Annotated in this window: 26 protein-coding genes and 1 pseudogene; 19 read left to right on the forward strand and 8 right to left on the reverse strand. The window is 67.4% G+C overall.

All coding sequences use genetic code 11. From position 1 onward, the window contains the following. The 4 genes and pseudogenes from CJZ82_RS04560 to CJZ82_RS04575 form a co-directional block, all read left to right on the forward strand. A pseudogene (locus CJZ82_RS04560) lies at nucleotides 1-116 on the forward strand (photosystem II D2 protein (photosystem q(a) protein)); the annotation flags it as partial. Between the two features lie 7 nt (nucleotides 117-123). Further along, entirely contained in the window at nucleotides 124-1,488 is a 1,365-nt protein-coding gene (gene psbC / locus CJZ82_RS04565) for a photosystem II reaction center protein CP43 (protein WP_198949663.1), read from the forward strand. A 173-nt stretch (nucleotides 1,489-1,661) separates the two neighbouring features. Continuing rightward, complete coding sequence (locus CJZ82_RS04570; RefSeq protein WP_094554631.1) at nucleotides 1,662-2,456, forward strand: YcgJ family protein; 795 nt, start codon at nucleotides 1,662-1,664, stop codon at nucleotides 2,454-2,456. A gap of 224 nt (nucleotides 2,457-2,680) precedes the next feature. Beyond that, complete coding sequence (locus CJZ82_RS04575) at nucleotides 2,681-3,538, forward strand: YcgJ family protein (RefSeq protein WP_094554632.1); 858 nt, start codon at nucleotides 2,681-2,683, stop codon at nucleotides 3,536-3,538. Here the strand turns inward: CJZ82_RS04575 and CJZ82_RS04580 are convergent, their stop codons facing one another. Further along, nucleotides 3,539-4,144 carry a nucleoside triphosphate pyrophosphatase gene (locus tag CJZ82_RS04580; RefSeq protein WP_094554633.1) on the reverse strand — a complete coding sequence of 202 codons (606 nt, stop codon included), beginning with the start codon at nucleotides 4,142-4,144 and terminating at the stop codon, nucleotides 3,539-3,541. It lies immediately after the preceding gene. Between the two features lie 109 nt (nucleotides 4,145-4,253). Between CJZ82_RS04580 and CJZ82_RS04585 the strand changes: the two genes are divergently transcribed. The 3 genes from CJZ82_RS04585 to CJZ82_RS04595 are packed head-to-tail and all read left to right on the forward strand — an operon-like array spanning nucleotide 4,254 to nucleotide 6,420. Further along, complete coding sequence (locus CJZ82_RS04585; RefSeq protein WP_094554634.1) at nucleotides 4,254-4,637, forward strand: Npun_F0494 family protein; 384 nt, start codon at nucleotides 4,254-4,256, stop codon at nucleotides 4,635-4,637. Nucleotides 4,638-4,666: 29 nt separating this feature from the next. Further along, nucleotides 4,667-6,172 (forward strand): cobyric acid synthase, encoded by a 1,506-nt coding sequence (locus CJZ82_RS04590; protein WP_094554635.1) that lies wholly within the window; start codon nucleotides 4,667-4,669, stop codon nucleotides 6,170-6,172. Further along, nucleotides 6,169-6,420: a 2Fe-2S iron-sulfur cluster-binding protein gene (locus CJZ82_RS04595; protein ID WP_094554636.1), complete on the forward strand. Its 252-nt coding sequence runs from the start codon at nucleotides 6,169-6,171 to the stop codon at nucleotides 6,418-6,420. Before CJZ82_RS04590 ends, CJZ82_RS04595 begins: the two co-directional genes overlap by 4 nt. On the opposite strand, the gene mnmA is transcribed toward CJZ82_RS04595, so the two are convergent. Beyond that, nucleotides 6,411-7,541 carry a tRNA 2-thiouridine(34) synthase MnmA gene (mnmA, locus tag CJZ82_RS04600; RefSeq protein WP_094554805.1) on the reverse strand — a complete coding sequence of 377 codons (1,131 nt, stop codon included), beginning with the start codon at nucleotides 7,539-7,541 and terminating at the stop codon, nucleotides 6,411-6,413. The two genes, CJZ82_RS04595 and mnmA, sit on opposite strands and share 10 nt — an antisense overlap. Nucleotides 7,542-7,757: 216 nt before the next feature. On the opposite strand from mnmA, the gene CJZ82_RS04605 reads away from it, so the two are divergent. Together CJZ82_RS04605 and CJZ82_RS04610 are read left to right on the forward strand one after the other, a co-directional pair. Then, on the forward strand, nucleotides 7,758-9,317 hold the full coding sequence (locus CJZ82_RS04605; protein ID WP_094554637.1) for an NAD(P)H-hydrate epimerase: 1,560 nt from the start codon (nucleotides 7,758-7,760) through the stop codon (nucleotides 9,315-9,317). Between the two features lie 130 nt (nucleotides 9,318-9,447). Continuing rightward, nucleotides 9,448-10,374 (forward strand): sigma-70 family RNA polymerase sigma factor, encoded by a 927-nt coding sequence (locus CJZ82_RS04610; RefSeq protein WP_094554806.1) that lies wholly within the window; start codon nucleotides 9,448-9,450, stop codon nucleotides 10,372-10,374. Between the two features lie 13 nt (nucleotides 10,375-10,387). Here the strand turns inward: CJZ82_RS04610 and pdhA are convergent, their stop codons facing one another. Continuing rightward, the gene (pdhA, locus tag CJZ82_RS04615; RefSeq protein WP_094554638.1) at nucleotides 10,388-11,485 is read right to left on the reverse strand and encodes a pyruvate dehydrogenase (acetyl-transferring) E1 component subunit alpha; all 1,098 of its coding nucleotides are present in this window, start codon (nucleotides 11,483-11,485) and stop codon (nucleotides 10,388-10,390) included. Nucleotides 11,486-11,610: 125 nt separating this feature from the next. Between pdhA and CJZ82_RS04620 the strand changes: the two genes are divergently transcribed. The 5 genes from CJZ82_RS04620 to CJZ82_RS04640 all read left to right on the forward strand — a co-directional run bounded on the left by CJZ82_RS04620 (nucleotide 11,611) and on the right by CJZ82_RS04640 (nucleotide 17,433). Beyond that, complete coding sequence (locus tag CJZ82_RS04620; protein WP_094554639.1) at nucleotides 11,611-13,527, forward strand: IMS domain-containing protein; 1,917 nt, start codon at nucleotides 11,611-11,613, stop codon at nucleotides 13,525-13,527. Between the two features lie 92 nt (nucleotides 13,528-13,619). Then, entirely contained in the window at nucleotides 13,620-15,089 is a 1,470-nt protein-coding gene (gene ffh, locus CJZ82_RS04625) for a signal recognition particle protein (protein WP_094554640.1), read from the forward strand. A gap of 96 nt (nucleotides 15,090-15,185) precedes the next feature. Further along, nucleotides 15,186-15,623, forward strand: a complete 438-nt coding sequence (gene rpsP / locus CJZ82_RS04630; protein ID WP_094554641.1) for a 30S ribosomal protein S16 — start codon at nucleotides 15,186-15,188, stop codon at nucleotides 15,621-15,623. 11 nt (nucleotides 15,624-15,634) lie between these two features. After that, nucleotides 15,635-16,633 (forward strand): PhoH family protein, encoded by a 999-nt coding sequence (locus tag CJZ82_RS04635; protein WP_094554642.1) that lies wholly within the window; start codon nucleotides 15,635-15,637, stop codon nucleotides 16,631-16,633. A gap of 65 nt (nucleotides 16,634-16,698) precedes the next feature. Further along, the gene (locus CJZ82_RS04640; RefSeq protein WP_094554643.1) at nucleotides 16,699-17,433 is read left to right on the forward strand and encodes a Bax inhibitor-1 family protein; all 735 of its coding nucleotides are present in this window, start codon (nucleotides 16,699-16,701) and stop codon (nucleotides 17,431-17,433) included. Between the two features lie 22 nt (nucleotides 17,434-17,455). Here the strand turns inward: CJZ82_RS04640 and CJZ82_RS04645 are convergent, their stop codons facing one another. Beyond that, nucleotides 17,456-17,983: a hypothetical protein gene (locus CJZ82_RS04645; protein ID WP_094554644.1), complete on the reverse strand. Its 528-nt coding sequence runs from the start codon at nucleotides 17,981-17,983 to the stop codon at nucleotides 17,456-17,458. A 31-nt stretch (nucleotides 17,984-18,014) separates the two neighbouring features. On the opposite strand from CJZ82_RS04645, the gene era reads away from it, so the two are divergent. From era to larB, 5 genes are all read left to right on the forward strand, one after another. Beyond that, entirely contained in the window at nucleotides 18,015-19,046 is a 1,032-nt protein-coding gene (gene era, locus CJZ82_RS04650) for a GTPase Era (RefSeq protein WP_233130054.1), read from the forward strand. 62 nt (nucleotides 19,047-19,108) lie between these two features. Beyond that, a complete protein-coding gene (locus CJZ82_RS04655) occupies nucleotides 19,109-19,597 on the forward strand; it encodes a phycobiliprotein lyase (RefSeq protein WP_233130055.1) in 489 nt (162 codons plus the stop codon). Further along, nucleotides 19,594-20,832, forward strand: a complete 1,239-nt coding sequence (gene trmD / locus CJZ82_RS04660) for a tRNA (guanosine(37)-N1)-methyltransferase TrmD (protein ID WP_198949671.1) — start codon at nucleotides 19,594-19,596, stop codon at nucleotides 20,830-20,832. The genes CJZ82_RS04655 and trmD overlap by 4 nt, the downstream gene beginning before the upstream one ends. Before the next feature lie 31 nt (nucleotides 20,833-20,863). After that, complete coding sequence (locus tag CJZ82_RS04665; protein WP_233130068.1) at nucleotides 20,864-21,301, forward strand: TIGR03792 family protein; 438 nt, start codon at nucleotides 20,864-20,866, stop codon at nucleotides 21,299-21,301. Next, nucleotides 21,298-22,011 carry a nickel pincer cofactor biosynthesis protein LarB gene (gene larB, locus CJZ82_RS04670; protein WP_094554647.1) on the forward strand — a complete coding sequence of 238 codons (714 nt, stop codon included), beginning with the start codon at nucleotides 21,298-21,300 and terminating at the stop codon, nucleotides 22,009-22,011. Before CJZ82_RS04665 ends, larB begins: the two co-directional genes overlap by 4 nt. Here larB and CJZ82_RS04675 read toward each other — a convergent pair. From CJZ82_RS04675 to CJZ82_RS04690, 4 genes are all read right to left on the reverse strand, one after another. Then, nucleotides 21,980-22,894, reverse strand: coding sequence for a DUF1517 domain-containing protein (locus CJZ82_RS04675; RefSeq protein ID WP_143593538.1), 915 nt, complete (start codon nucleotides 22,892-22,894; stop codon nucleotides 21,980-21,982). The genes larB and CJZ82_RS04675 overlap by 32 nt on opposite strands. A gap of 92 nt (nucleotides 22,895-22,986) precedes the next feature. Beyond that, complete coding sequence (thiS, locus tag CJZ82_RS04680) at nucleotides 22,987-23,220, reverse strand: sulfur carrier protein ThiS (RefSeq protein ID WP_094554649.1); 234 nt, start codon at nucleotides 23,218-23,220, stop codon at nucleotides 22,987-22,989. Next, a complete protein-coding gene (locus CJZ82_RS04685; RefSeq protein ID WP_233130056.1) occupies nucleotides 23,217-24,269 on the reverse strand; it encodes a thiamine phosphate synthase in 1,053 nt (350 codons plus the stop codon). The genes thiS and CJZ82_RS04685 overlap by 4 nt, the downstream gene beginning before the upstream one ends. 88 nt (nucleotides 24,270-24,357) lie before the next feature. Next, the gene (locus tag CJZ82_RS04690; protein ID WP_094554810.1) at nucleotides 24,358-25,383 is read right to left on the reverse strand and encodes a bifunctional riboflavin kinase/FAD synthetase; all 1,026 of its coding nucleotides are present in this window, start codon (nucleotides 25,381-25,383) and stop codon (nucleotides 24,358-24,360) included. Nucleotides 25,384-25,409: the final 26 nt, after the last annotated feature.

The following is a 25,409-nucleotide window of genomic DNA, read 5'->3' on the forward strand; positions in this document are numbered from 1 at the left end:
ACACGAAGAACATTCTTCTGAACGAAGGTCTGCGTGCCTGGATGGCACCGGCCGACCAGCCGCACGAAAACTTCGTCTTCCCTGAAGAGGTTCTGCCACGTGGAAACGCCCTTTAATTCGTCCATGGTGGCCGTCGGGGGCAAAGACCTCGACTCCACCGGTTACGCCTGGTGGGCGGGTAACGCTCGCCTGATCAATCTCTCCGGTCGCCTGCTCGGGGCCCACGTCGCTCACGCGGGTCTGATGGTCTTCTGGGCCGGAGCGATGATGCTGTTCGAAGTGAGTCACTTCAGCTTCGACAAGCCGATGTACGAGCAGGGTCTGATCCTGTTCCCACACGTGGCCACCCTCGGCTACGGCGTTGGCCCCGGCGGCGAGGTCACCAGCCTCTATCCGTTCTTCGTGGTCGGTGTGCTGCACCTGATCAGCTCAGCCGTTCTTGGCCTCGGCGGCCTGTACCACGCCCTGCGCGGTCCTGAAATTCTTGAGAACTACTCCTCGTTCTTCTCCCAGGACTGGCGCGACAAGAACCAGATGACCAACATCATCGGCTACCACCTCATCCTTCTGGGTGTGGGCTGCCTGCTGCTGGTGTTCAAGGCCATGTTCTTCGGCGGTGTCTATGACACCTGGGCGCCAGGTGGTGGGGATGTGCGCATCATCACCAACCCAACTCTGAGCCCGGCGGTGATCTTCGGGTACCTGTTCCGCGCACCCTTCGGTGGCGAGGGCTGGATCATCGGGGTCAACTCGATGGAAGACATCATCGGCGGCCACATCTGGCTCGGCCTGATCTGCATCTTCGGTGGCATCTGGCACGTGATCACCAAGCCCTTCGGCTGGGTGCGTCGCGCCTTCATCTGGAATGGTGAGGCCTACCTGAGCTACAGCCTCGGCGCCCTGAGCTTCATGAGCTTCATCGCCTCGGCCTACATCTGGTTCAACAACACAGCCTATCCCTCGGAGTTCTACGGCCCCACCAACGCCGAATCCTCCCAGGCACAGAGCTTCACCTTCCTGGTGCGTGACCAGCGCATGGGCGCCAACATCGGTTCCGCCATGGGCCCCACCGGCCTGGGGAAGTACCTGATGCGCTCCCCCACCGGAGAAATCATCTTCGGCGGTGAAACCATGCGCTTCTGGGACTTCCGAGGCCCCTGGCTCGAACCCCTGCGCGGTCCCAACGGCCTCAGCCTCGACAAGCTCCAGAACGACATTCAGCCCTGGCAAGTCCGCCGCGCGGCTGAATACATGACCCACGCTCCAAACGCCTCCCTCAATTCCGTGGGCGGCATCATCACTGAGCCCAACTCGGTGAACTTCGTGAACGTGCGTCAGTGGCTCTCCGCCACCCAGTTCGTGCTGGCCTTCTTCTTCCTGGTTGGTCACCTCTGGCACGCCGGTCGCGCACGCGCTGCTGCAGCCGGTTTCGAGAAGGGTATCGACCGTCAGGCCGAGCCCACACTGGCCATGCCGGATCTCGACTGATCCTTCGATGCCGCTTCACCGGGCATCACCGCTGAACCCCCGCGATCGCGGGGGTTTTTATTGGCGATACAGGCCAGACCAGCCTTGTCATCTCTTCAGGCCGGAGAGAAACAGTTGAGACATGTTGGGGCAATGGATCGTTCCTACGTTTGAGAGATCGACGAGGTCATCTCTTGAATCTCCAAACATTCGCCGGCCGCGCTCTTTCCCGTGCGGTTCTTCCCCTGGCTTTACTGCCCCTGGTCGGGGCAATGCCTGTGGCCGCCCAAAGCAGAACGGTCGACTTTCCTCGCCAAGGCGTGGTCTGCGACCTGACCAACAGGAGATGCTTCAACTCCGAAGGAGTTTCCGTCCCGCTCACCCGCGAATTTTTCGGCAGCTACGGCGAGCGCGAGCTGGTTCCCACGCTGTCGGGCAACAGACGACCCACCCAGTTCACATTGAGCGATGGGAAAGCCTGCGACGTGCGGCGGCAAGCCTGCTGGGATGACGGCCAGGGTGGCAAGAACGTGAGCAGGTCGCTGAGCACACAGCTGTTCGGCAACAGGGGCGCCTGGGCCAACAACGGATCCGGCAGCAGCGGCTGGGGAAACAACAACAACTGGCAGCAACCCGAGCAAGCCACCAGCTCCTGTGAACTTCGCCAGGGGAACCGTCGTCTTTTCGAGGGCAATTGCCTGCTCAATCGACGCGAGTCGTCCAACGGCGTGGCTTACAACGTCGAGCTCGCTGATGGCCAGCGATACAGCTTCTACAACCGTCAAGGCAGGCTCGTGCTCCAGGATTCATCTGGCTTGTGGCCAGTCCAGATCAGCAACCGCAACGGCGACGTGAACTTCCGCTGGGCCGACCTGCAACTGGTGACAAGTGACCGCCGCTGGACCAACCAGGCCCCGCAGGGGGGAAGCAGCGATTTCAACCCGACGGGCAACTTCCTCCAGGACCTGATCAACACCATGTTCCGCTGATGCTCCGCTGGCAGGGGGTCACCAGTGGGCACGAAGTTGGCGATCTCCGCGTCGCTGAGTTGCGTGAATCTCACGCGGTTTTTTCGATCGCTTGAACGCTCAGGAAGTCGTTCAACACTGGGCGCATGAATCTTGTCACCGCTGGGACGACCCCAGACAGACTCTGGTTGCACCTTCAGCGCCCATGGCCCATAGGTTGCGGGGTGACCGCTGAACGCTGCCCGATGACTACCAACCCCCTGCTCACATCCAGACCTGCCCATGCCTCTCTGGCGCTGGCGGCCGGATGGCTGGCCCTTTTCACCACGGTGGTCCCCCAGCCTGGCTGGACTCAGAGCAACAGCCTGAAGCTCACAGGCAACGGAGTCGTCTGCGACCGCGGCAGCAGGATCTGCTACGACCGCCAGGGTCCCTCGCTGGAGATGACGCGGCGTGAATTCGGGCAACGTTCCGAGCAGAATCTGCGTCGTCAGATTTCAGGCCGCCCATACGCCTGGGATGTGCGTTTCAGCAGTGGAGAGGTTTGCGATCTGCGGCGGGAGATCTGCTGGGATGACGGCCGGAACCGCACCAACATCAGCAAGCGCCTCAGCCGCCAGCTGTTCGGCGACGACGGCGACTGGGCGAGAGCCAACGGCAAAGGAAGCAATGGCTGGGGAAACAACGGCTGGGAGAACAATGGCCGTGGCAAGAACGGTTGGGGAACCAACAATTGGGACAACAACAGCTGGGGTCAACCCACCGCTCTGGACTCCGGTTTCTGTGAACTCAACCAACGCGGCAGGCGGATCTACTCGGGCAACTGCGGCCTGCAACCACGCTCCACCTCGAATGGCACGGCCTATCTCGTCAACCTCGGCAATGGGCGCGAGTACAGCTTCTACGACCAGCGGGGCCAGCTGATCATGGTCGACGGCAACGGAACCTGGCCCGTGGCCTACAGCCGCAGAGGCAATGGGGGCGAGTTCCGCTGGGGAGACCTGCAGTTGGTGGCGCGCCAGGAGCGAGCAGTTGATCCCAGGTATGGAATCGGTACATCCAACAGTGTTCTGCAGGATCTGATCAACAGCCTCTTCCGCTGATCAGGCCAGCCAGCGACGCAGCAGGGGCAGGCTCAGGCCGATCACGTTGCTGAAGCAGCCTTCGATGCGTTCCACCAGAGGGCCAGCGCGGCCTTCGAGGGCAAAGCCGCCAGCACAAGCCAGCGGTTCACCGGTGGCCACATAGGCGGCGATCTCCGCATCGCTGAGCTCCGCGAACTTCACGCGGGTGGTGACCGTGGCCAGCAGAGGAAGGGGAGTCTTGGAGCCTGGCTCTGCTGCTTCGGCCACAACGAGCAGCAGGCAATGGCCGGTATGCAGTTCCCCCCAGGATCCGGCCATACGCCGCCAGCGACTGATGGCTTCCTCAGCATCACGAGGCTTGCCGTACGCGGCGCCATCCAGCACGAACAGGGAGTCGCAACCGAGCACTCCGCACGCCTGCTCCCTTTCGGGCAGCACAAGATCGCGCTCGACCGCCTCGGCCTTGGCCCGCGCCAGCGCCAGAACCAGCTGGAGCGGATCCGGATCTCGCCAGGCGTCCTCGTCGACACCGCTCACCTGCACCCGGTGGGGGATGCAGGCCTGCTCCAGCAGCCGCCGGCGCGCCGGCGAGGCAGAGGCCAGCACCAGTGGGGCATGCCGCATGGACCCTGAACTCCTGAGCCTGGGTGAACGTCTGGATCCTCCTCCACAGAGGCGGTACCCGCCTGGTGGGGCCCCACAAGGGGGCTCACTGATCCGTGAGAATCGAGCCATGGACGGCTCCTTCACCAGCGCACTCAACGATCCCCGCTCCCTGGAGCGAGCGGCCAGTGCCCTGCGCTGCCTGCCGTTCCGGCGGGCCTTCTACGGGCTGCTCAGCGGCGAGGCGATCAGCAGCGAGGAGCTCCACCGACGGGACGACCAGGCGCAGCTCAGCTTCGTCCCCCTGGCCAGTGACCGGGCCGAAGACCATTTCATCTGGCTGATCCGGGTGGGGGTGCTGCGTCGGGAGGTGGATGGTCAGGGGCTGACGGAGCGAGTGCGGCTGACACCAATGGGCCGGGAACTGCTGTGCCGCTGGAGCGGGGAGATTCCCAGGGCCACTCTGCTGGAGCGGATCCGCCATGGCCTGCGCCGTCGCTGGCCGCGCCTGTGAGCCCCGACCGCCTTGAACACCCGGCACTGATGGTGCTCGGAACCAGCAGTGGCGCGGGCAAATCGCTGATGGCCGCTGCCCTCTGCCGGGTGCTGCTGCGCCGGGGCGAGACGCCCCTGCCCTTCAAGGGCCAGAACATGAGTCTCAATGCCTGGGTGGATGCCGATGGCGGCGAGATGGCCTACAGCCAGGCCCTGCAGGCCTGGGCGGCGGGGCTGGAGCCGGCGGTGGCGATGAATCCCGTGCTGCTCAAGCCCCAGGGCGACAGCACCAGCGAGGTGATCCACCTGGGGCGCTCCGTGGGGGTGTGCCGCGCCGAGCACTACTACCGCGACTGGTTCCGTCCGGGCTGGGCCGCGATCCGCCAGGGTCTGGACGATCTGCAGGCCCGCCATCCCAACGGTCGTCTGGTGCTGGAAGGGGCCGGCAGCCCCGTGGAGGTGAATCTGCAGGCCCGGGATCTCACCAACCTGCGCCTGGCCCAGTTCCTGCATGCCCGCTGCCTGCTGGTGGCCGACATCGAGCGGGGTGGAGTCTTCGCTCAGATCGTGGGCACACTGGCCCTGCTGCGACCGGTGGAGCGGCCCCTGATCCGCGGCATCCTGATCAACCGCTTCCGCGGCCGACGGGAGCTCTTCGATGAGGGCCGCAGCTGGCTGGAGCGGGAAACGGGGATCCCGGTGCTGGGGGTGATGCCCTGGCTCGATGAACTCTTCCCTCCCGAAGATTCGCTTGACCTGCTGGAGCGCAAGCCACGCAAATCCGATGCGGAGCTGGAGATCGCGGTGCTGCGCCTGCCCTCGATCAGCAATTTCTCCGATCTCGATCCGCTCGAAGCGGAACCAAGCGTGCGGCTGCGCTGGGTCCGCCCCGGCGAAGCGCTCGGCAGCCCCGATGCAGTGGTGATCCCCGGCAGCAAGCAGACCCTGCGCGACCTGGCCGCCCTGCGCCGCGCCGGCCTGGAGGGCGAGCTGCACCGCTACCTGGCCGGCGGCGGCCATCTCTTCGGTCTCTGCGGCGGCCTGCAGATGCTGGGCCGGAGTCTGCTGGACCCCCACGGCCTCGAAGGCGTCGGCGAAAGCGACGGCAAAGGCGGTGGCAGCGGCGATCACGCCGGGCTCGCTCTGCTGCCCCTGATCACCCGGTACGGCCACGACAAATCAACCCGGCAGGTCTGTGCCCCTGCCCTCTGGCCGCCGGGCAGCAGCCTGGCTCTGGAGGGATTCGAGTTGCACCGGGGTCAGAGCGAGTGCCAGGAGCCTGACCAGTGCCGGCCCATCGCCGAGCGCGAAGGCCTTGGCTGGTGGAGGGCTGAGGAGAACGGTGCTGTGGTGGCAGGCACCTACCTGCACGGGGTGTTCGACTCGGGCCCCTGGCGGCGGCGCTGGCTGAACCAGCTGCGCCGCCGCCGCGGCCTGCCTCCCCTGGGGGAGCAGCCACCCCACCATGGCCAGCAGCGGGAGGCACTGCTCGATCGCCTCGCCGAAGCCTTCGAGACCCACGTGAACCTTGCCCCCCTGCTGAAGCCGGAATGACGTCCGCTGCTCCACCAGTTCAAGTGCACTGGCCCGATGGTCGCCTCAGCTTGGTGCTCCCAGGAACCGACTGGCTGCAGGCAGCCGCCGAGGCGGGACTGCGGATTCCCACCGGCTGCCTGGGCGGCAGTTGCGGCGCCTGCGAAATCGAGGTGAACGGCCGCGTCGTGCGCGCCTGTATCGCCACCGTGCCCCCCAGCCGCAGCGGTGAACTGACGGTGGAGCTGGCCACCGATCCCTACTGGTGAACCGGATCGCTCGGGTGTCCCTGGATCAGACCCCCGCCCAGAACCACCTCGCCGGCATAGAAAACCGCCGCCTGGCCAGGGGTGATTGAGAACTGCTCCTCGAGGAAGACCAGCCGAGCGCGGTGGGGACGGCCCGCAGCCCAATCGGACGCCGTGTGCTCAAGGGGGATGAGCTGGGCTGCGACCGGTGCGCTGCGGTAGCGCACCTGCACCTCCAGCTCGATGGGTGCCTCTGGCGGCGGGATCGAGATCCAGTTGATCGCGCCCACCACACAGCTGCTGCGGGCTGCCTCGGAGCGGGGGGCCACCACCACCCTGTTCATCGCCCCATCGAGGCGCACCACATGCAGGGGCTCGCTCCAGGCCACCCCGAGCCCCTTGCGCTGGCCGATCGTGAAGTGCTCGATGCCGTCGTGGTCACCCACCACCGTGCCGTCGACCAGAACGATCTGACCCTGGCGGGGCGGCAAGTAGGCATCGAGAAAGGCCTTCATCGAGCCGTGGTGGTCGGCCAGGCAGAGATCCTGACTTTCGGGCTTGCGGGCGGTGCGCAGGCCGAGGGCCTCAGCCTCGAGGCGGGTGTCGGCCTTGGTGAGTTCACCGAGGGGAAACACCAGCCTGGAGAGCACCTCCTGGGGAAGATCGTAGAGGAAATAGCTCTGGTCCTTGTGGCCATCAAGACCCCGCAGCAACTGGTGGCGGCCTGCCGGCACGACTGGGTCGGCCAGACGGACCCTGGCGTAGTGACCGGTGGCGAGGCGGCCGATACCGAGTTCAGCCTCGGCCCACTCCAGCATCGGCGTGAACTTCACCTCCCGATTGCAGCGGGAGCAGGGCAGTGGGGTGACCCCGCCCCCGTAGCCCTCCACCAGAAAGTCGACGATCTGCTGCTGAAAGCGCTCGCGGCTGTCGACCACATGGTGCGGCACCCCGAGCTGCTCACAGATGCCGGCCGCATCCACCAAGCCCTCAGCGCAGCAGGCCCCCTTGCCGCTCATCAGCCAGAGGGTGAGACCCTCCACCTGCCAACCGGCCGCCACCAGCAGCGCGGCGGTCAGGGAGCTGTCCACCCCTCCGGAAAGCCCCACGGCCAGCCGATGCTCTCCGGGCCAGGCGCGCAAGCGCTCGAGTGCCTCTGCCCCGGCGGCGGTGACGGCGCCGCTTGCAGCAACGAGAGGAGGATGGGCGCAACCGGCGGAACCTGGGCCGGCAGCAGGGGCGGTGGTGGTCAAAACCTGAACCCTCCGGAGCGGGGGAGAAGCACGACAGGACGTACTTCCCATCATGGAGCCAGGGCCCCGGCGGCGGGCGCCCCCATCTCCTCGCCCTGGAGCCCCTTGAGCAGCAGCCCCTCGATCGCCTGGCCCCGCCGGGATGCCGCCCATCTACTGGTGAGCTCCGAGCAGATGGCGCAGCTGGAGCAGCAGCTGTTCGACAGCGGACTGCCGGTGGAAGCCCTGATGGAGAAAGCCGCCCTGGCCATCAGTGCCCGGCTGCTGCGTGAGCCCGAAGCCCTGCGTCAGGGGGTGCTGCTGCTGGTGGGCCCGGGGCACAACGGCGGGGATGCCCTGGTGGTGGCCCGGGAGCTGCACCTGGCGGGGGTGCGGGTCCGGCTCTGGAGCCCGTTCGAGCGCCATAAGCCGCTCACAGACTCCCATTGGCGCCATGCCCGCTGGCTGGGGATCGAGCGACTGAGCTCCAGCCCCGACCCAGCCGAGAACACCCTCTGGATCGATGGTCTGTTCGGCATCGGCCAGCGGCGCTCTCCTGGAGAGGAAATCGAGACACTGCTGGGCGATCGGGCGCGGCTGAGGCCCGATCAGCTGGTGGCCATCGACACACCCACGGGCCTCTGCGCCGACAGCGGCAGGCTGCTGGGGAGCTGGGCCGCCCGGGCCCGCCGCACCTACTGCCTGGGCCTGATCAAACAGGGACTGGTCCAGGACCGTGCCCTGGCCTGGGTGGGGCAGTTGGTGCGGCTCGACCTGGGCCTGCCGGCGGCTCTGCTGGAACAACTGCCGCCAACTCAGCCCCTCGGCCTGAGCGGCCTGGATCAGAGCAGCGCCCCCTCCCCGCAGCCGGCACCGGAGGCCGACAAGTACGGCCGTGGGCGCCTGCTGGTGGTGAGCGGCAGCGCCGCCTATCCTGGTGCAGCCCTGCTCAGCCTGCTGGGGGCGAGCGCCAGCGGCTGCGGCAGTCTGCGGGCGGCCGTGCCCGAGCCGGTGGCCCAGCAGCTCTGGAGCCTGCTGCCCCATGTGGTTCTGGGGCCAGATCCGGGAGAACCGGGCGCCCTCGCTCGCTTTGATGCCGTGCTGATCGGCCCGGGCCTGGTGCCAGCCGGCTCAGCGGAGCGGCCTGCTGCCACCCAACCGTTCTGGGAGGCCTTGCAGGCCTTTGCCGGTCTGGTGGTGATCGATGCCGATGGCCTCAACCGACTGGCCGCCGGTGAGGCCGGCGAGGCGATGGCCTGGCTGCAGGCGCGGCAGGGCGCCACCTGGCTGACCCCCCATGGGGGTGAATTCGTTCGCCTGTTCCCCGATCTGGCCGGGGAGCCCCCCCTGGAGGCCGCCGCCGCCGCCGCCGCGCGCAGCGGTGCGGCCCTGGTGCTCAAGGGCGCCCGCAGCGTGATCGCCGCGCCTGACGGCAGGCGCTGGCAACTGCTGGAGGCGGCGCCTGAGGCGGCCCGGGCCGGCGCCGGTGACGTCCTGGCTGGATTCGCAGCGGGGCGAGGGGCCGTGGCGATCGCGGCCGGGGTCTCAGCAGGAGAGACCTCCGCCCTGGCCTCCAGCCTGGCCGTGGCTGTGCTGGCCCACGCCCAGGCGGGGCTGGCGGCCCGGGAGCGGCTCGGGCCAGGCCAGGTGACGCCCCAGGCTCTGGCCGCAACCCTGGGCCAGTGATGTTCAGCCGGGAACAGTCCTGCCGGGGATTCATTGTGTCGTTTTACTTGCACAACCTTGAAAGGTTGTTGAAATCACATCACTTGCTATTCAGTTCATCAGACATTGAATGGACTTTCCGGATCGGCTCATGACAGCCTCCACCCTTCAGCCCCGCGAGCAGCGGCGGCGGGGGAGCGATCCAATCAGCTGGTATCTGGGCACGATCGGACGGGTGCCCCTGCTCACTCCAGCCGAGGAGATTGAACTGGGCAACCAGGTGCAGGCCATGATGCAGCTGATCGATTCGGGTGTGGAGGATCCGCCCAGCGTTCGCCACAAGCAGCTCCTGCGCGTGGGTCGTCGCGCCAAAGAGCGCATGATGAAGGCCAACCTGCGTCTGGTGGTCAGTGTCGCCAAGAAGTACCAGGGCAAGGGACTGGAGCTTCTCGATCTGATCCAGGAAGGCTCGCTGGGCCTGGAGCGGGCCGTGGAAAAGTTCGATCCCACCCGCGGCTACAAATTCTCCACTTACGCCTTCTGGTGGATCCGCCAGAGCATGACCCGCGCGATCGCCTGCCAGTCGCGCACGATCCGGCTGCCGGTGCACCTGAGCGAACGACTCAGCGCCGTGCGCCGCGTCAGTCTGGAGCTGGCCCACAAACTCGGGGCCATGCCCAGTCGCAGCGAGATCGCTGAAGCGATGGCGATCCCGATCGAGGAACTCGATGGGCTGCTGCGCCAGTCGTTGACCACCTCCAGCCTGGATGCTCCTGTGAATGGAGAGGAGGGGCGCAGTTTCCTTGGTGATCTGATCGCCGACTCCAGCCACGACGAACCACTCGACCAGGTTGAGCGGGGCATGCACCACGAACAGCTGGAGCGCTGGCTCAGTTACCTAACCGAGCAGGAACGGCAGGTGCTTGACCTGCGCTTTGGCCTGGATGGGCATGATCGTCACACCCTTGCTGAGATCGGGCGCCTGCTCGAGGTGTCACGGGAGAGGGTGCGGCAAGTGGAATTGAAGGCACTGCGCAAACTGCGCGGCCTCACGAGCAGGCTGCCCAGCCAGCTCTGAATCAGACCTGAAGTCAGTCTTCGGCCCAGATGTAGCGGGTGAGCTCACTGGGGTCGGGCTCGGGTGCGGCGACGGCGAATTCAACAGCATCGGCCACTTCAGCGTCGATCACCTTCTCGATCGCCTTGAGGTCCTCGGAGCTGGCCAGACCGTGACTGGTGAGATGGGTAGCCAGGGCCTTGAGAGGATCCCGCTTGGCCCAGAAGTCCTTCTCCACTTCACTGCGCAGCTCGTCGGGGTCGGCCAGGGAATGGCCGCGGAAGCGGTAGGTGAGGCACTCCAGCAAGGTGGGACCCTCGCCGGCCCGGGCACGCTCCACGGCCCGCTGGGCTGCGGCGCGCACTGCCAGCACATCCATACCATCCACCTCTTCACCCGCCATGCCGAAGGAGGCGGCCTTGCGCCAGATCTCCGGATCACTGGTGGCGCGGTCGTGGGCCATACCGATCGCCCATTTGTTGTTCTCAACGACAAACAGGATCGGTAACTTCCACAGCGCAGCCATGTTCAGGCACTCGAAGAACTGACCGTTGTTACAGGTGCCATCGCCAAAGAATGCGGCAGTGACAGAGTCGCTGTCGGTCTGACCGAGGGCATCGCGCTTGTAGCGGCTGGTGAAGGCGGCGCCGAGAGCCACCGGAATGCCTTCACCGATGAAGGCATAACCCCCGAGGAGGTGATGCTCCTTGGAAAACAGGTGCATCGAGCCGCCCCGGCCCTTACTGCAGCCAGTGGCCTTGCCGAACAGCTCACTCATCACCTCGCGGGCGGGCACCCCGGCACTGAGGGCATGGACGTGGTCGCGGTAGGTGCTGCAGAACCAGTCGTGCTGGGCGCGCATCGCCTTGATCACCCCGGTGGAAACGGCCTCCTGGCCGTTGTAGAGGTGAACGAAGCCAAACATCTTGCCCCGGTAGTACATCTCGGCGCACTTGTCCTCGAAGCGGCGACCGAGGGTCATGTCGCGGTAGAGGGTGAGGCCCTCCTCACGGCTCACCGTGGCCGGACACGCCGGGTAGAGCGCCGCCAGGCGTTCGGCGTGGCTGCCGGCTGCTGCTGCGGCAGCCCCATCGACGGCGCTCTGGAGTGTGGCGGCGATCTCCTGAGTCATGGCAAAGGGAGTCGAGGCTGTTGAAGCCAACTGTAGGGGGAGGCCTGAGCAGGAAAGGTCAAAATCGATGCCGCTGCCTACACTCGCCCCAACGCCCAGGATCAAGGGCCCGCGAGCTGCCGGGGTTGGAACTGCCGATCGACCACTTCCGTCTGCTCGGCGTGAGCCCGGCGAGCGATGCCCAGAACGTGCTGCACACCCTTCAGCACCGCCTGGAGAAGGTGCCTGATCAGGGCTTCACCCTGGAGGCGATCCGGGCCCGGGCCGATCTGCTCGAAGCCAGTGCCGACGTGCTCTCCGATACCCAGCGCCGCCAGGCCTACGAGGCCCAGCTGATGGAGATCGAGCAGGGCAGCGAAGGGGAAGGGCTGGCAGCTGGCCTCGACGTGGCGCCATCCAAGGAACTCGGTGGCCTGATGCTGCTGCTGGAGGCGGGGATGCCGCTTGAGGCCTTCGAGGCCACCATCGCTTGCCTGCAGCCTCCCCAGGCTCCGGCCCTGGGCAGCGGCCGCGAAGCCGACCTCTGCCTGCTGGCGGCCCTGGCCTGCCGCGCCGCCGCCGCGGAGATGCGTGACCAGCGCCACTACGAGGCCGCGGCCAAGCTCCTGCAGCAAGGCCTCCAGCAACTGCAACGCATGGGCCAGTTGCCTGATCAGCGGCTGCAGCTCTCCCATGACCTGCATGCGTTGCTGCCCTTCCGGGTGCTGGGTCTGGTCAGCCGGCCTCTCACAGCCACCCAGGAGCGGGGCGAAGGTCTGGAGCTCCTCGAGAGCCTGGTGAGCCGCCGCGGAGGTCTGGAGGGCGAAGACGATCCCACCCTGCCCCGCGACGACTTCCAGGCCTTCATCAAGCAGATCCGGCTCTTCCTCACCGTCCAAGAACAGGTGGATCTCTTCGACCGCTGGGCCCGGGGCGGCTCGGCGACGGCGGAGTTCCTGGCCTGCTACGCCCTCACCGCCTCAGGCTTCGCCCAGCGCAAGCCCGAGCGCATCGCTGCCGCCCAGGGCCGTCTGGAGGCCTCCGCCCAGCCAGGCATCCAGCCCCTGCTGGCCTGCCTGCATCTGCTGCTCGGCCAGATCGAGCCGGCCGTGCAGCATTTCAGTTCCGGAGCGGGGCCCGAGCTCAAGGCCTGGGCAGAAGAACAGGCCGATGCCCCCCTCGCCCAGCTCTGCGCTTACTGCCGCGACTGGCTGGGGCGGGACGTCCTCCCCGGCTACCGGGACATCGAGGTGGATGCCGATCTCGAGGCCTACTTCGCCGACCGCGATGTGCAGGCCTTTGTGGATCAGCAGGATCGCCGTCAGGCCCGCGGTCAGGCTGTTGTGACCAAAGCAGCGGATCCAATCGCGGCGACCGCTGCGGGCTGGGCCATGCCCGAGCTTGAGCCTGGCGGCCCTGGCAGACCCGAGGGACTAAGCCCCCCAGCCCTGGAGCCGCCCCCTGAAGCGGTGGGCAGTGAGCAACGACCACGGACCACCAGGCCTCTGGCCCTGGCCGGGATCACCCTGGCCGCTGGGGCAGCTCTGATCGCCGGCCTCTGGCTGGTGATGCGTCCCCGGCCGGCAGCACCGCCGCTGGCTTCTCCCCCCGTCAGTGGCCAGGCCCCCACCAGCCCCAGACCGCCACAACCGGCACTCACCACCCCAGCCCCTCTCACCAGTGCCGCCCCCAGCCAGGAAGAGGTGCGCCGGCTGCTGGAGGACTGGTTAGCGGCCAAGGCAGCCATTCTGGACGGAGGCAACAGCCAGGCCAACCTCGATCAGCTCGCCCGCCCGGCCCTGGTGGCCGATCTGCGCTCCCAGGCCCGAACACTCAAAGCCAGGGGGGAGCAGCAACAGGTGCAGGCAAGGATCCAGCAGTTCAAGGTCATCAACCAGAGTCCACGGCGCATCGAAGCCGATGTGCAGCTCGACTACAGCGAGGAGCGCCGTGCAGGCGGCAAGGTTATCCAGCCCAGAACCAAAGCCGAACTGAAAAATATCTATGTGTTCGCCCGCGATGGCGGCACCTGGAAACTGGCTGATTTCCGCAGTCGCCGCTGAGGGTTCATGCCCTGATCGGCAGGGTCCCCTGCCGCTGTGTCAGGGTCTGGTTCAACGATCCAGCCGCCTGGGCTCACCCCTTCAACTACGCCATGTTCGACGAGCTTTCCCAGCGTTTTGAGGATGCGGTCAAGAGCCTGAAGGGCCAGGACCGGATCACGGAAAGCAACGTGGAGGGGGCTCTCAAACAGGTGCGCCGTGCCCTGCTCGAGGCCGATGTGAGCCTGGAGGTTGTCAAGGGGTTCATCGAAGAGGTGCGCGCCAAGGCGGTGGGCGCCGAGGTGGTGCGTGGCGTCAGCCCCGACCAGCAGTTCATCCAGCTGGTGCATCAGGCTCTGGTGGAGGTGATGGGCGGCGAGAACGCCCCGCTGGCTGTGGCGGATCAGGCCCCCACGGTGATCCTGATGGCAGGCCTGCAAGGGGCCGGCAAGACCACCGCCACCGCCAAGCTCGGGCTGCACCTCAAGGAACAGGGAAAACGGGCGCTGCTGGTGGCCGCCGACGTCTACCGGCCCGCCGCCATCGACCAGCTGCAGACGCTGGGGAAGCAGATCGGGGTGGAGGTCTTCAGCCTTGGAGCTGACGTCAGGCCCGAAGACATCGCCGCCGCCGGAATCGCCAAAGCGAAGGAGGAGGGCTTCGACACGGTGCTGGTGGACACAGCCGGCCGGCTCCAGATCGATGAATCGATGATGAAGGAGATGGTGCGCATCCGCGCTGCCTGCCAGCCCGATGAGGTGCTGCTGGTGGTGGATTCGATGATCGGCCAGGAGGCGGCTGAGCTCACCCGCGCCTTCCACGAGCAGGTGGGCCTCACCGGGGCAGTGCTCACCAAGCTCGACGGCGACTCCCGCGGTGGAGCTGCCCTTTCGATCCGCAAAGTGAGCGGTGCTCCGATCAAGTTCATCGGCACCGGCGAGAAGGTGGAGGCGCTGCAGCCCTTTCACCCCGAGCGGATGGCCAGCCGCATCCTGGGCATGGGCGACGTGCTCACCCTGGTGGAGAAGGCCTCCAAGGAGGTGGAGCTGGCCGATGTGGAGCGGATGCAGCAGAAGCTGCAGGAAGCCTCGTTCGACTTCTCTGATTTCCTGCAGCAGATGCGCCTGATCAAGCGCATGGGCTCCCTTGGCGGCCTGATGAAGCTGATCCCGGGCATGAACAAGATCGACGACGGCATGCTCAAGCAGGGGGAAGAGCAGCTCAGGAAGATCGAGGCGATGATCGGCTCGATGACGGCAGCTGAACGGGAGCAGCCCCAACTGCTGGCGGCCCAGCCCTCACGGCGGCGGCGGATCGCGGCAGGCAGCGGCCACAGCCCCGCCGATGTCGACAAGGTGCTCGCCGACTTCCAGAAAATGCGCGGCTTCATGCAGCAGATGACCCGCGGCGGCATGCCGGGAATGCCGGGAATGGGCGGAGGGTTCCCCGGCATGGGCGGTGGCATGCCCGGTATGCCGGGGATGCCAGGAATGCCTGGAATGCCGGCCGCGGCAGGGCGGGGCGGTGGCTCCCGCAAGGCAAGTCGTCCAGCCAAGAAGCGCAAGGGATTCGGCCAGCTCTGATGGGCGGCAAGGTATGGTCGTCAATTGGCGGCTGAACCAACCGCCAGGCGGAATTTCCGTCGACCCCATTCACCAAGTCAGCAAGGCAAGGCAACGATGATCAAGCTCCGCCTGAAGCGGTTCGGCAAGAAGCGGGAAGCGAGTTTCCGTCTGGTAGCCACCAACAGCACGTCCCGGCGGGACGGTCTGCCGCTTGAGGAGCTGGGCTTCTACAACCCCCGCACGAAGGAAACCCGCCTGGACGCCGAAGCCATCCGGGTGCGCCTGAGCCAAGGCGCCCAACCCACCGACACCGTCCGCTCCCTGCTCGAGAAGGGCGGCCTGATCGAGAAAACCATCCGTCCCGGTGAAACCGTCGGCAAGGCCAAGCAGGCCGCCGCCCGCGAGTCAGCGGTGAAGGAAGCCGCCAAGGCCGCTGCTGCTGAATCTGCCGCTGCAGCCGAGGCTGCTGCTGCCGAAGCCGCCAAGGTTGCTGAAGCCGCAGCAGCTGCTGCCGCCGAGTCTGAAACCGAGGCCGTCAGCGCCGATGCCTGAGCGGACGGCCCATGGCCGGGGCTGAAACGCTTCCCTGCTTTTCGATCGATCTTCCCCACCAGGAAGCCGCCCTTGCCCTGGCAGGGGAGGCCGAAGCGACCCTGCATCGCCTTGAGGCCCTCACCGGGGCCTCATTGGTATTGAGGGGGCTGCAACTGGTGATACAGGCCAAGGCCCCTCAGCTGGAGCGGGCCTCGGCCCTGGTGGAGTTGTTGCGGCCCCTCTGGGCGGAGGGTCAGGCGATCGGGGCTGTGGATCTGCAGACCGCCCTAACCGCCCTCGACACCGGCCGCAGCAGCGAGCATCGCGAACTCTCTCAGCAGGTGCTGGCCCGCAGTCAGAGCGGCAAGCTGCTGCGCGCCCGCACGGTGCGCCAGAAGGCCTACGTGGAGGCGATGGAGCGCCACGATCTCACGCTCGCCCTGGGACCAGCCGGCACCGGCAAGACATTTCTGGCCACGATTCAGGCTGTACGCATGCTCCAGGAGCGGCGGGTGGAGCGATTGATCCTCACCCGGCCCGCGGTTGAGGCCGGCGAGCGATTGGGCTTCCTGCCCGGGGATCTGCAGCAGAAGGTCGACCCCTACCTCAGGCCGCTCTACGACGCACTGCACGGGCTGCTGGGGGCGGAGCGCACCACAGCTCTGCTGGAGAAAGGGGTGATTGAGGTGGCGCCGCTGGCTTACATGCGCGGCCGCACCCTGGCCGATGCCTTCGTGATCCTCGATGAGGCCCAGAACACCACCACCGCCCAGATGCGCATGGTGCTCACCCGGCTGGGGGAGAACTCGCGGATGGTGGTCACCGGGGATCCCACCCAGTCGGATCTGCCCCGCGACCAGCTCAGTGGCCTGGTGGAAGCCGCCGGCGTACTGGCGGATGTGGAGGGCGTGGCGATCTGCCACCTCACAGCTGCCGATGTGGTGCGTCACCCGCTGGTCCAGCGCATGGTGCACGCCTACGCCCGCCGCGATGCGGCTGCACCGGCCCGGAGTGCCCAACGGGGATAGGGAGATCCGCACACTCTCACCCCGCCGGCACTGGCAGGATGGTGACAACTGAGTTCCCTGGTCCCATGCCAGCCAGCAGCAATTTCCAGGAAGCGATCCGCGAGGCCCAGCAGGGCGCGCTGGTCGGTCCCAACGTCGTCAACAAGGCACTGCCCTACGTGGGTGGTGGCATGGTGCTCACCGCCGCCGGCGTGATGGGGGGCCTCACCCTTATGGCAAGCAGCCCGGGGCTGTTCATGCCCCTGTTCTGGGTGGCCCTGATCGGCAACTTCATCCTCTTCTTCGTGGCCCAGAACGCTGCCACCAAGGGGAACAACGGCACGGCCCTGCCGATCCTCACGGCCTACAGCCTGATCACCGGCTTCACCCTCAGCGGGATCGTGGCCTACGCCCTCAGCGTCGCTGGGGTCGGCGCCATCGGCACCGCCACCCTGGCCACTGGCATCACCTTCCTGATCGCCTCCGTGGTGGGGCGTCGCATGAGCGACTCCATCGGTCAGGCCCTGGCCGGTGTGGTGGGCCTGGGCATCCTCGGCTTGATCATCGCCATGGTCATCCAGATCGTGGGCGGCATCTTCATTCCGGGCTTTGGTGGCAGCGGCTTTGAGCTGCTGATCGCCGGCTTCGGCACCGTGTTGTTCGTGGGAGCCGCCTTCCTCGACTTCTACACCATGCCCCGCACCTACAGCGACGACCAGTATCTGGCCGGCGCCCTGGGCATGTACCTCACTTACATCAACCTGTTTATCTTCATCCTGCGGCTGATCATCGCCCTCAACGGCGGTAGTCGCCGCGACTGAGCCACCAGGCTCTCGGCTCTCCTCAGTCGTCGGCCACCGCCAGCACCGCTGCTCGGATGGCCTGCCGCTGGTCCTGGTCGTAGCCCCAGCGATCCAGGAATGCCAGATCATCCCCGGATCCCTCGGCGCCGGCCAGCAGCACCTCCAACCGCCGCTTGACCGCCACTGGCTCAAGCAGCCGCAGCAGTTCGGTGCAACGGCGGCCAACGCGCATGGATCCAGCCCGCTGGCCATCATCACCGGCTCGCTGGTGATGCAGGGCCATCGCGGTGCTCATGGCCAGGTTGCGGGCACTGAGATCCACCACCCCATCACCGGCCTGGCGCAGGCTCTGCACCAGGGCCTCCGGCAGCCGGTCCATCAGCGGGGCGTCATGGGTTAGGGCCACCACGAAGAAGCCGCGAGCGCCATCGAGGCTGGCCACCAGCTCTCCCACCCGATCCGCAAGCACCTCATCACTGAGCTCGCCGTTCTCCCAGTGGCCCAGCCAGGCCGCCGCTATCTCCATCGCCTGGGGAAAGGTGGGGGTCGCTGGGGTGGAAGCCGTCATCGCGGATCGTTGGGCTGGCAGTCTTGAGGTTATGGACAAGCCTGGCCTCAGCGAGACCGAAACGGAGCAGCAGCTGGGCGCGGCGCTGCCTCTGCCGCCGACTTTGCCGCTGCCGCAGCAAGCTCCCGAAGGCTTTCGCTCCGGCTTCGTTGCCCTGATCGGCCGCCCGAATGTCGGCAAGTCGACCCTGCTCAACCGCCTGGTGGGCGAGAAGGTGGCTATCACCTCCCCCGTTGCCCAGACCACCCGTAACCGGCTGCGGGCCATCCTGACCACCCCCAGCGCCCAGCTGGTGCTGCTCGATACCCCCGGCATCCACAAGCCCCATCACCTGCTGGGGGAGCGTCTGGTCAAAACCGCTCGCGCCGCGATCGGCGACGTAGACGTGGTGTTGCTGCTGGTGGATGGCAGCGAGCCGGCAGGACGCGGCGATGGCTTCATCGTGGAGCTGCTGCGCTTCAGCCGTGCGCCAGTGCTGGTGGCTCTCAACAAAAGCGATCTAGTGGACCCCGCCAGAGCGGCCGAACTGGAAGCCAGCTACCGGGAGCTGCTGGTGCTCTCAGATCAACGCGCAGATCCGGCCGATCCCGGTCAGCGCCGCAGCGACTGGCCGTTGTTGGCCTGCAGCGCCAGCACCGGTGAGGGCAGCGCTGAACTGGTGGAGGCCCTGGCTGCTCGCCTGCCCCTCGGCCCCCATCTCTATCCGCCGGATGCGGTCAGCGATCAACCCGAGCAACTGCTGCTGGCGGAGCTGATCCGCGAACAGGTGCTGACTCTCACCCGGGAGGAGGTGCCCCACTCGGTGGCCGTGCAGGTGGAGCGGATCGTCGAAGACGGCAAGCGCATCGCCGTGCTGGCAACGGTGCTGGTGGAGCGCTCCAGCCAGAAGGGAATCCTGATCGGCAAGCGCGGCCAAATGCTCAAGGAGATCGGCAGCGGAGCCAGGGCCCAGATGCAGAAAGTGTTCGACGGACCGGTGTACCTGGAGCTGTTCGTGAAAGTGGTGCCCAACTGGCGGCGCAACCCGGCGCGGCTGGCAGAACTCGGCTACCGCGGCGACTGAGGGCCGCCTCTGCGGCCTGCTACGGCGACTGAGAGGATGGAGGGCCAGAGCGCGCCCCAGCCGTGAACGGCACCAGCCCCGCCTTCCCCCCCGAGGATCTGCCAGCTTTTCTCGACCTCTGCGCCGGGCAGTGGATGGTGCTGCGCAGCCGGATGGAGGCCACCACGGCCGCCAGCGGGGACGATGACGCCTGGCATGACAGCAACCGCGGCGACCTGGGAGTGAGCCTGCGCCCGGGCGCACCGGGCCGCTCCCTGGGCGGACTGGAGGTGACGGCTCCAGATGGCCAGGCACGACAACTCGACTTCGAGGCCGGCGGAATCCTGCTCGGCGCCGAGGGCAGCATCGGCCACTGGCAGCTGTGGCCCGACGGCAGCCTGGAGCTGGTGATCGCCAGCGGTAGTCAGGAGCAGCGCGAGCGGATCTGGTTCACCAAACCGAACCTGCGCCTGCGCAGCGTGATCATCAACGGCGCCGATGGCCAGCCGGAGCAGGCCAGTTTCTGCTCGGAGATCCGCCGCGTCAGCCGCCCGGCCCCTGCGGAGAGCTGAACGCGATGCGGCTGGATGTGGTGAGCCTGGCTCCCGAGTCGTTTGCGCCGCTCACCAGCCTCGGGGTGATCGGGCGGGCCTTCAACGCCGGCATCGCCGAACTGCATACCCACAACCCCCGCGATCACGCCAGCGATCGCTACCGCAAGGTCGACGACCAGCCCTACGGCGGCGGGGCCGGCATGGTGCTCAAGCCGGAGCCGGTGTTCGCTGCCTTCGAGTCGATCCCCGCCCTGGAGCGGCGCCGGGTGCTGCTGCTCAGTCCCCAGGGTCAGCCCCTGCGTCAGGCCGATCTGCAGCGCTGGGCCAGGGAGCATGACCAACTCGTGCTGCTGTGCGGCCACTACGAGGGCTTCGACGAGCGCATCCGCAACCTCGCTGACGAGGAGGTGTCACTGGGGGATTTCGTGCTCACCGGCGGCGAGCTGGCCGCCATGGTGGTGATCAACGGCGTTGTGCGACTGCTGCCGGGCACGGTGGGCAGCCCCGAGTCGCTGCTGGAGGAAAGCCACAGCGCCCTGTTGCTGGAGCACCCCCACTACACCCGTCCGGCCGAGTTCCGGGGCCTGGAGGTGCCGCAGGTGCTGCGCAGCGGCGACCACGGCGCCATCGCCCGCTGGCGGGCCCAGCAGCAACAGGAGCGCACGAAGCAGCGGCGCCCCGACCTGCACCGCCGCTGGCGGGAGCATCAGAGCGCGGCAGAGCTGGAGGGCGCCAACCTTCAGGATGGGGCCATGCAGATGCGGATCGGCAACGGCTACGACATCCACCGGCTGGTGCCGGGCCGCCCGCTGATCCTGGGAGGCCAGACTCTGGAACACCCCGCCGGGCTGGGCCTCGATGGTCACAGCGACGCCGACGTGCTGGTGCACGCCCTGATGGATGCCCTGCTGGGTGCCCTCAGCCTGGGGGACATCGGCCAGCACTTCCCCCCGGACGACGAGCGCTGGCGCGGGGCCGACAGCCTGGTGCTGCTGGAGCAGGTGGTGGCCCTGGTGCGCGAGCGCGGCTGGCAGGTGGTGAACGTGGATACGGTGGTGGTGGCCGAGCGCCCGAAGCTGCGGCCCCACGTCGCCGCCATGCGCGCCGCGCTCTCCCAGCGCATGGGACTCAATCCCGACCAGGTAGGTATCAAGGCCACCACCAACGAGACCCTTGGTCCCACTGGACGTGAGGAGGGAATCGCCTGCCACGCCGTGGCGCTGCTGGAGCGCTCAGGAGGTGGGAATGGGTAGGTTCTGGGTACTGGCCCTGTTGGTGTTGACCATGCTTCTGGGTGTGACACCCACCAACGTCTCAGCGGCCGGCGCCTCCGTGAACCCATCCAGCGTGGCCCCATCCAGCGTGAGCACCAGCTCCACAGCTGCCGGCGACGTTGTTGAGCTGCCGGTGGTGGTGGAAATCCTGCGCCTCAAGGTGCCCGCCGCCGATCGGGAGGCCTGGCTGCAGGCGGAGCGGCAGAGCTGGGAGCCCTGGTTGGAGAAGCAGAGCGGCTTCCTTGAGCGGCGGGTCTACTGGGATGCCGCCAGCGAAGAGGGAGTGCTGCTGATCCACTGGGCCAGCCGCCAGCAGTGGCAGGGCATCGCCGGCGCCGAGGTGGAGCAGGTGCAGGAGCGCTTCGATCAGCTGGCGCGCCATGGAACCGGCCGCAGCGATCCCCATCCCTTCCCCCTGCTCTTCAGCGGTGAGCTGATCCCCCAATGAACCCGCTCGAGCCCCTGGCACGGCTGGATCTGGGGCGGCGCGAGCGGCTGGGGATGCTGGAGGCGGTCTGGGGCGAGAACAAGGACGTCGATCAGATCAAGGTGATCCTCGAGCGGCTGCACAAGGCCGGCGAGCTCGCCCTGGTCACCCGGGTGACCGCCGAGAAAGCCGCGGCGATCGAGGACTGGCTCCAGCGCGAACGGCCCCAGATCGCGGCCGACCTGGATCACCACAGGCAGGCCCGCTGCCTGACCAGCGGCGCCCTGCCCAGCGAGGATCCAGCTCTGGGGCTGGTGCAGGTGCTCTGCGGCGGCACCAGTGATCTGCCCGTGGCTCACGAAGCCCAGTTAGCTCTGCGCTGCCATGGTGTGCGCACCGAACTTGTGGTGGATGTGGGTGTGGCCGGTCTGCACCGGTTGCTGGAGGAGCTGCCGCGGCTGCGGGGAGCTCAGGTGCTGATCGCCTGTGCCGGCATGGAAGGAGCCCTGCCCACCGTGCTGGCGGGGCTGCTGTCCCAGCCGGTGATCGGCGTTCCAGTGTCGGTGGGCTACGGCGTGAGTGCCGGCGGGGTGGCCGCCCTCAACGGGATGCTGGCCAGCTGCGCCCCTGGGCTGAGTGTGGTGAACATCGACAACGGCTACGGGGCCGCCATGGCGGCCCTGCGCATCCTGCTGGCCCTCAGAGGTGTTGCAGGTGCGGGTAGGCCGTAAGCAGCTCCTCTGTGCTGAGGACTTCTCCCTTGCCCTCCGGCTGCCAGATCACCTCCAGGGCAATCAGATCGCCAACTGAAACAGCGCCGATCACGCCGAGGGCGTCGCGCAGATCATCGGCGCTGCTGATGGTCTTGATGGGGATGCGTCCCCGGCTGGCCACCAGCAGGGTGACGGCGATGAAATCGCTGGTGGCATCCGTGGGGCCACTGGCGGCGGCTTCATCCTGGAAGCGCCGACCGCCGACGTTGGAGGTGACCTCACTGCGCAACTTGCTGCGCTCGGTCATCGAGAGGCGATTGAAGGTGGATTCAGCACTGGCGAAGGGCACCTGACCCAGTTCGCTGTTGGCATACACCCAGAGGTCGGGCTGGCGCAGCAGGGAGAGGCTGGTTTCCTGGAGCAGGCGCTGGAGACCGATGCTGCCGGTGGTGTCGGCTGTGGCGGCCAGGCGGCGCAGTTCATCCTGAAGTTCACGGGCCGAAGCCAGCAGACCCACCTGCAACTGGGCGATGGTGACCGGTCCATCGGCGCGGGGAGCCGCAGCCAGGGAACCACCGCCGCCGCTGGTCATGCCGCCGCCGGCACCGCGCAGGGTGTTGACGAGAAAACCAGCGATCGCCATCAGGATCAGGAAGCCGAACAGGCCCCCGCCACCAAAACCGAAAATGGGGATCAGGAAGGGGAAGCCGATCCCGCCCCCATAGCCACCGCGGTAACCGCCACCGCCGTAGCCACCCTGGTAGCCGCCGCCACCGCCGCTGTAACTGCGAGGCATGGAGGGAGCCGAGCGGAAACTGCCGCCGCCGATGCGCCCACCGCGGGCTGCCCAGCTGGGGGCCGGCGATGACAGCAGCAGCAGGCCACTGGTCAGGAGCGGCATCAGCACCAACAAGGAAAGCCGGCGCAGCCTGACAAAAGCGAACGGAAAAGGACGAGGGGACACAGGTGTCACCCGAAGCGAGTGCGCTGAATCTAGGAACCACCCCCCACGATGGTGACCACCTCCAGTACGGCGTCCTCACCAACGGCCTGCTGGGCCCAGGCCGTGCGGGGCAGGATGTCGCCGTTGAACTCCACCACCACCAGCCGCGGTTCGTAGCCGAAGTGACGCAACACCTCCAGCAGAGGGAGATGAGCCGGGCAGGTCCGCGCTTCCCCGTTGAGCTGGATCCTGTGGCTGCCGCTGGCCCCGTGCTCCTCGCTCATGCCTCTTCCCCCAGGCTCTTGAGCAACTGGAGGCTGGCCGCGCCCGGATCGCTCGCCTCGATGATCGCCCGCACCACCGCCACCCGGCAGCCACCAGCCGCCTGGACCGGCGCCACTGTGGTGGCCTCGATCCCGCCGATGGCGAAGAACGGAATCGGACTTTCAGCCGCGGCCTGACGCACGTAGGCCAGACCCACGGGTTCACGGCCGGGCTTGGTCGGGGTGGCGTTGATCGGGCCAACGCCCACGTAATCGCAGCCATCGGCCACCGCCTGACGCAACTGCTCGATCCGGTGGGTGCTGCGGCCGATCAGGCGGTCCGGGCCCAGCAGGCGGCGCGCCTCGGCGGGGGGCAGATCCCCCTGGCCCAGGTGCACCCCATCGGCCTCCACCGCCAGGGCCAGATCCACCCGGTCGTTGATGATGAAAAGGGCGCCATGGCTTGAGCAGAGCTGACGCAGGCCACGGGCCTCCTGCCAGCGCTCCAGGTCGTCTCCCTCCTTGGCGCGGTACTGGACCAGGCGCACCCCAGCCTCAAGGGCCGCGGCCACGGTTTCGAGCAGGTGGGTCGATGGGCTGGTGATCAGATACAGATGGCAGCGAAGCAGCTGCTCACGGCGGCCCGCGGCAGCTCCACAGGCCCGCATCAGATCCACCTCCAGGTCGTAGAGGGCGTAGCGGATGGCGGCAGCCTCGGCGGCAAGGAGCGGATCACTGGCGCGGCCGAACTCCTCCAGCACCCTCAGGGCCTCCTGGGCACGGCCGGCATTGGCGGCCACTACCTGGGCGGGCTGCGTTCGCTCGGCCTGGGCTGGATGGGCCAGGCCCGCTCCCCCATCGCTCGCGGTGTGGCGGGCCGCCTTGTAGGCGGGGAGGTGGCAGCGGCCCAGGCGCTGGCGCAGGTCCTTGAGCCGAGCCACCAGATCCTGCCGGTCGAGGCCGAAGCGGCACCAGTCTTCCAGCACCCGCAGGCCTTCGCGGGCACGGTCGAGGTTGGCATCGAGCAGGCGCAGCACGGCCGGCTCAGGCGATGTCGGGGCGGCAGTCACGGGAGCGGAACCTGCGTAAGGTGATGGCGACTCCAGCTCGGTGGCCATGGATTTCGGCGGTGGTGACAGTCCGATGCTGGTGCTGATCTCAGGAATTCTGCTGCTCGGAGGCATCGCCGCCTTCATCGGCTGGGGTCTGAGCAACGCTTACGCCCCCTGAGTCTCCAGGGAGCAGCAGGTTACGGGCCAGGGCAGCGTCCAGGCCGATCTGGTGGCTGAGTTCCTCCAGGCCGGCAAAACGTTGCTGGCGGCGCAGCAACTGCACCGGCTCCACCTCCAGATCACGGCCCACCAGCTCCAGATCACGGTCCAGCAGGTGCACCTCCACCGCCGAAGGGGCCAGGGGGTCCACCGTGGGCTGGGGACCCAGGTTCATCACTGCCGCCATGGGAGCGCCACAGGGCAGCAGCGCCTCGCCTGCCTCGACGGGCCCGAGGTTGCGCACCCAGGCGGCATAGACCCCCTCCTGGGGAAGGAACTTGCGTCCGTCCACCTGAAGATTGGCCGTGGGCCAACTGAGCTGCCTGCCCAGCCCCCGCCCGCGCACGACCCGGCCGCTGAAGCGGTAGGGACGCTCCAACAGGCGGTTGGCCTCGTCGATGGCACCGGCGGCCAGGGCCCGGCGGATGCGGCTGCTGCTGATCCGCTCGGCCCCGTCCCAAAGCATCGAGGAGACCAGCACCCGCAGGCCATGGCGCCCGCCGATCTCCCGCAGGCTGGCGGTATCACCGGCCCGGTCATGGCCGAAACGGAAGTTCTCGCCCACGGCCACCTCCCTGGCCTGGAGCTCCCCCACCAGCACCTGTTCCACGAAGGCCTCCGGACTGAGCAGGGAGAGGGCGCGGGTGAAGGGCACCAGCACCAGCTGGCGGATGCCGTAGGGCTCGAGCAGGGTCAGCTTCTCGCCGGGGAGATCGAGGCGCAGGCGCGGTTCGCCGTAGAGCAGCTCGCGCGGATGGGGCCAGAAACTCACCACCGTGGGGATCAGCCCTGGGGTGGGGGCGGCGGCGATGGCGGCGATCACCCGGCGGTGCCCCTGGTGCAGGCCATCGAAACTGCCCAGGGCGACGGCGGTTGGCCGCATCGCGTCCTGGGGGGAGCGCAGGGGAATCAAGGAATCGGACGGGGCCCGGCTTGGAA

Source organism: Synechococcus sp. 1G10 (assembly GCF_002252625.1).
GTDB lineage: Bacteria > Cyanobacteriota > Cyanobacteriia > PCC-6307 > Cyanobiaceae > Regnicoccus_A.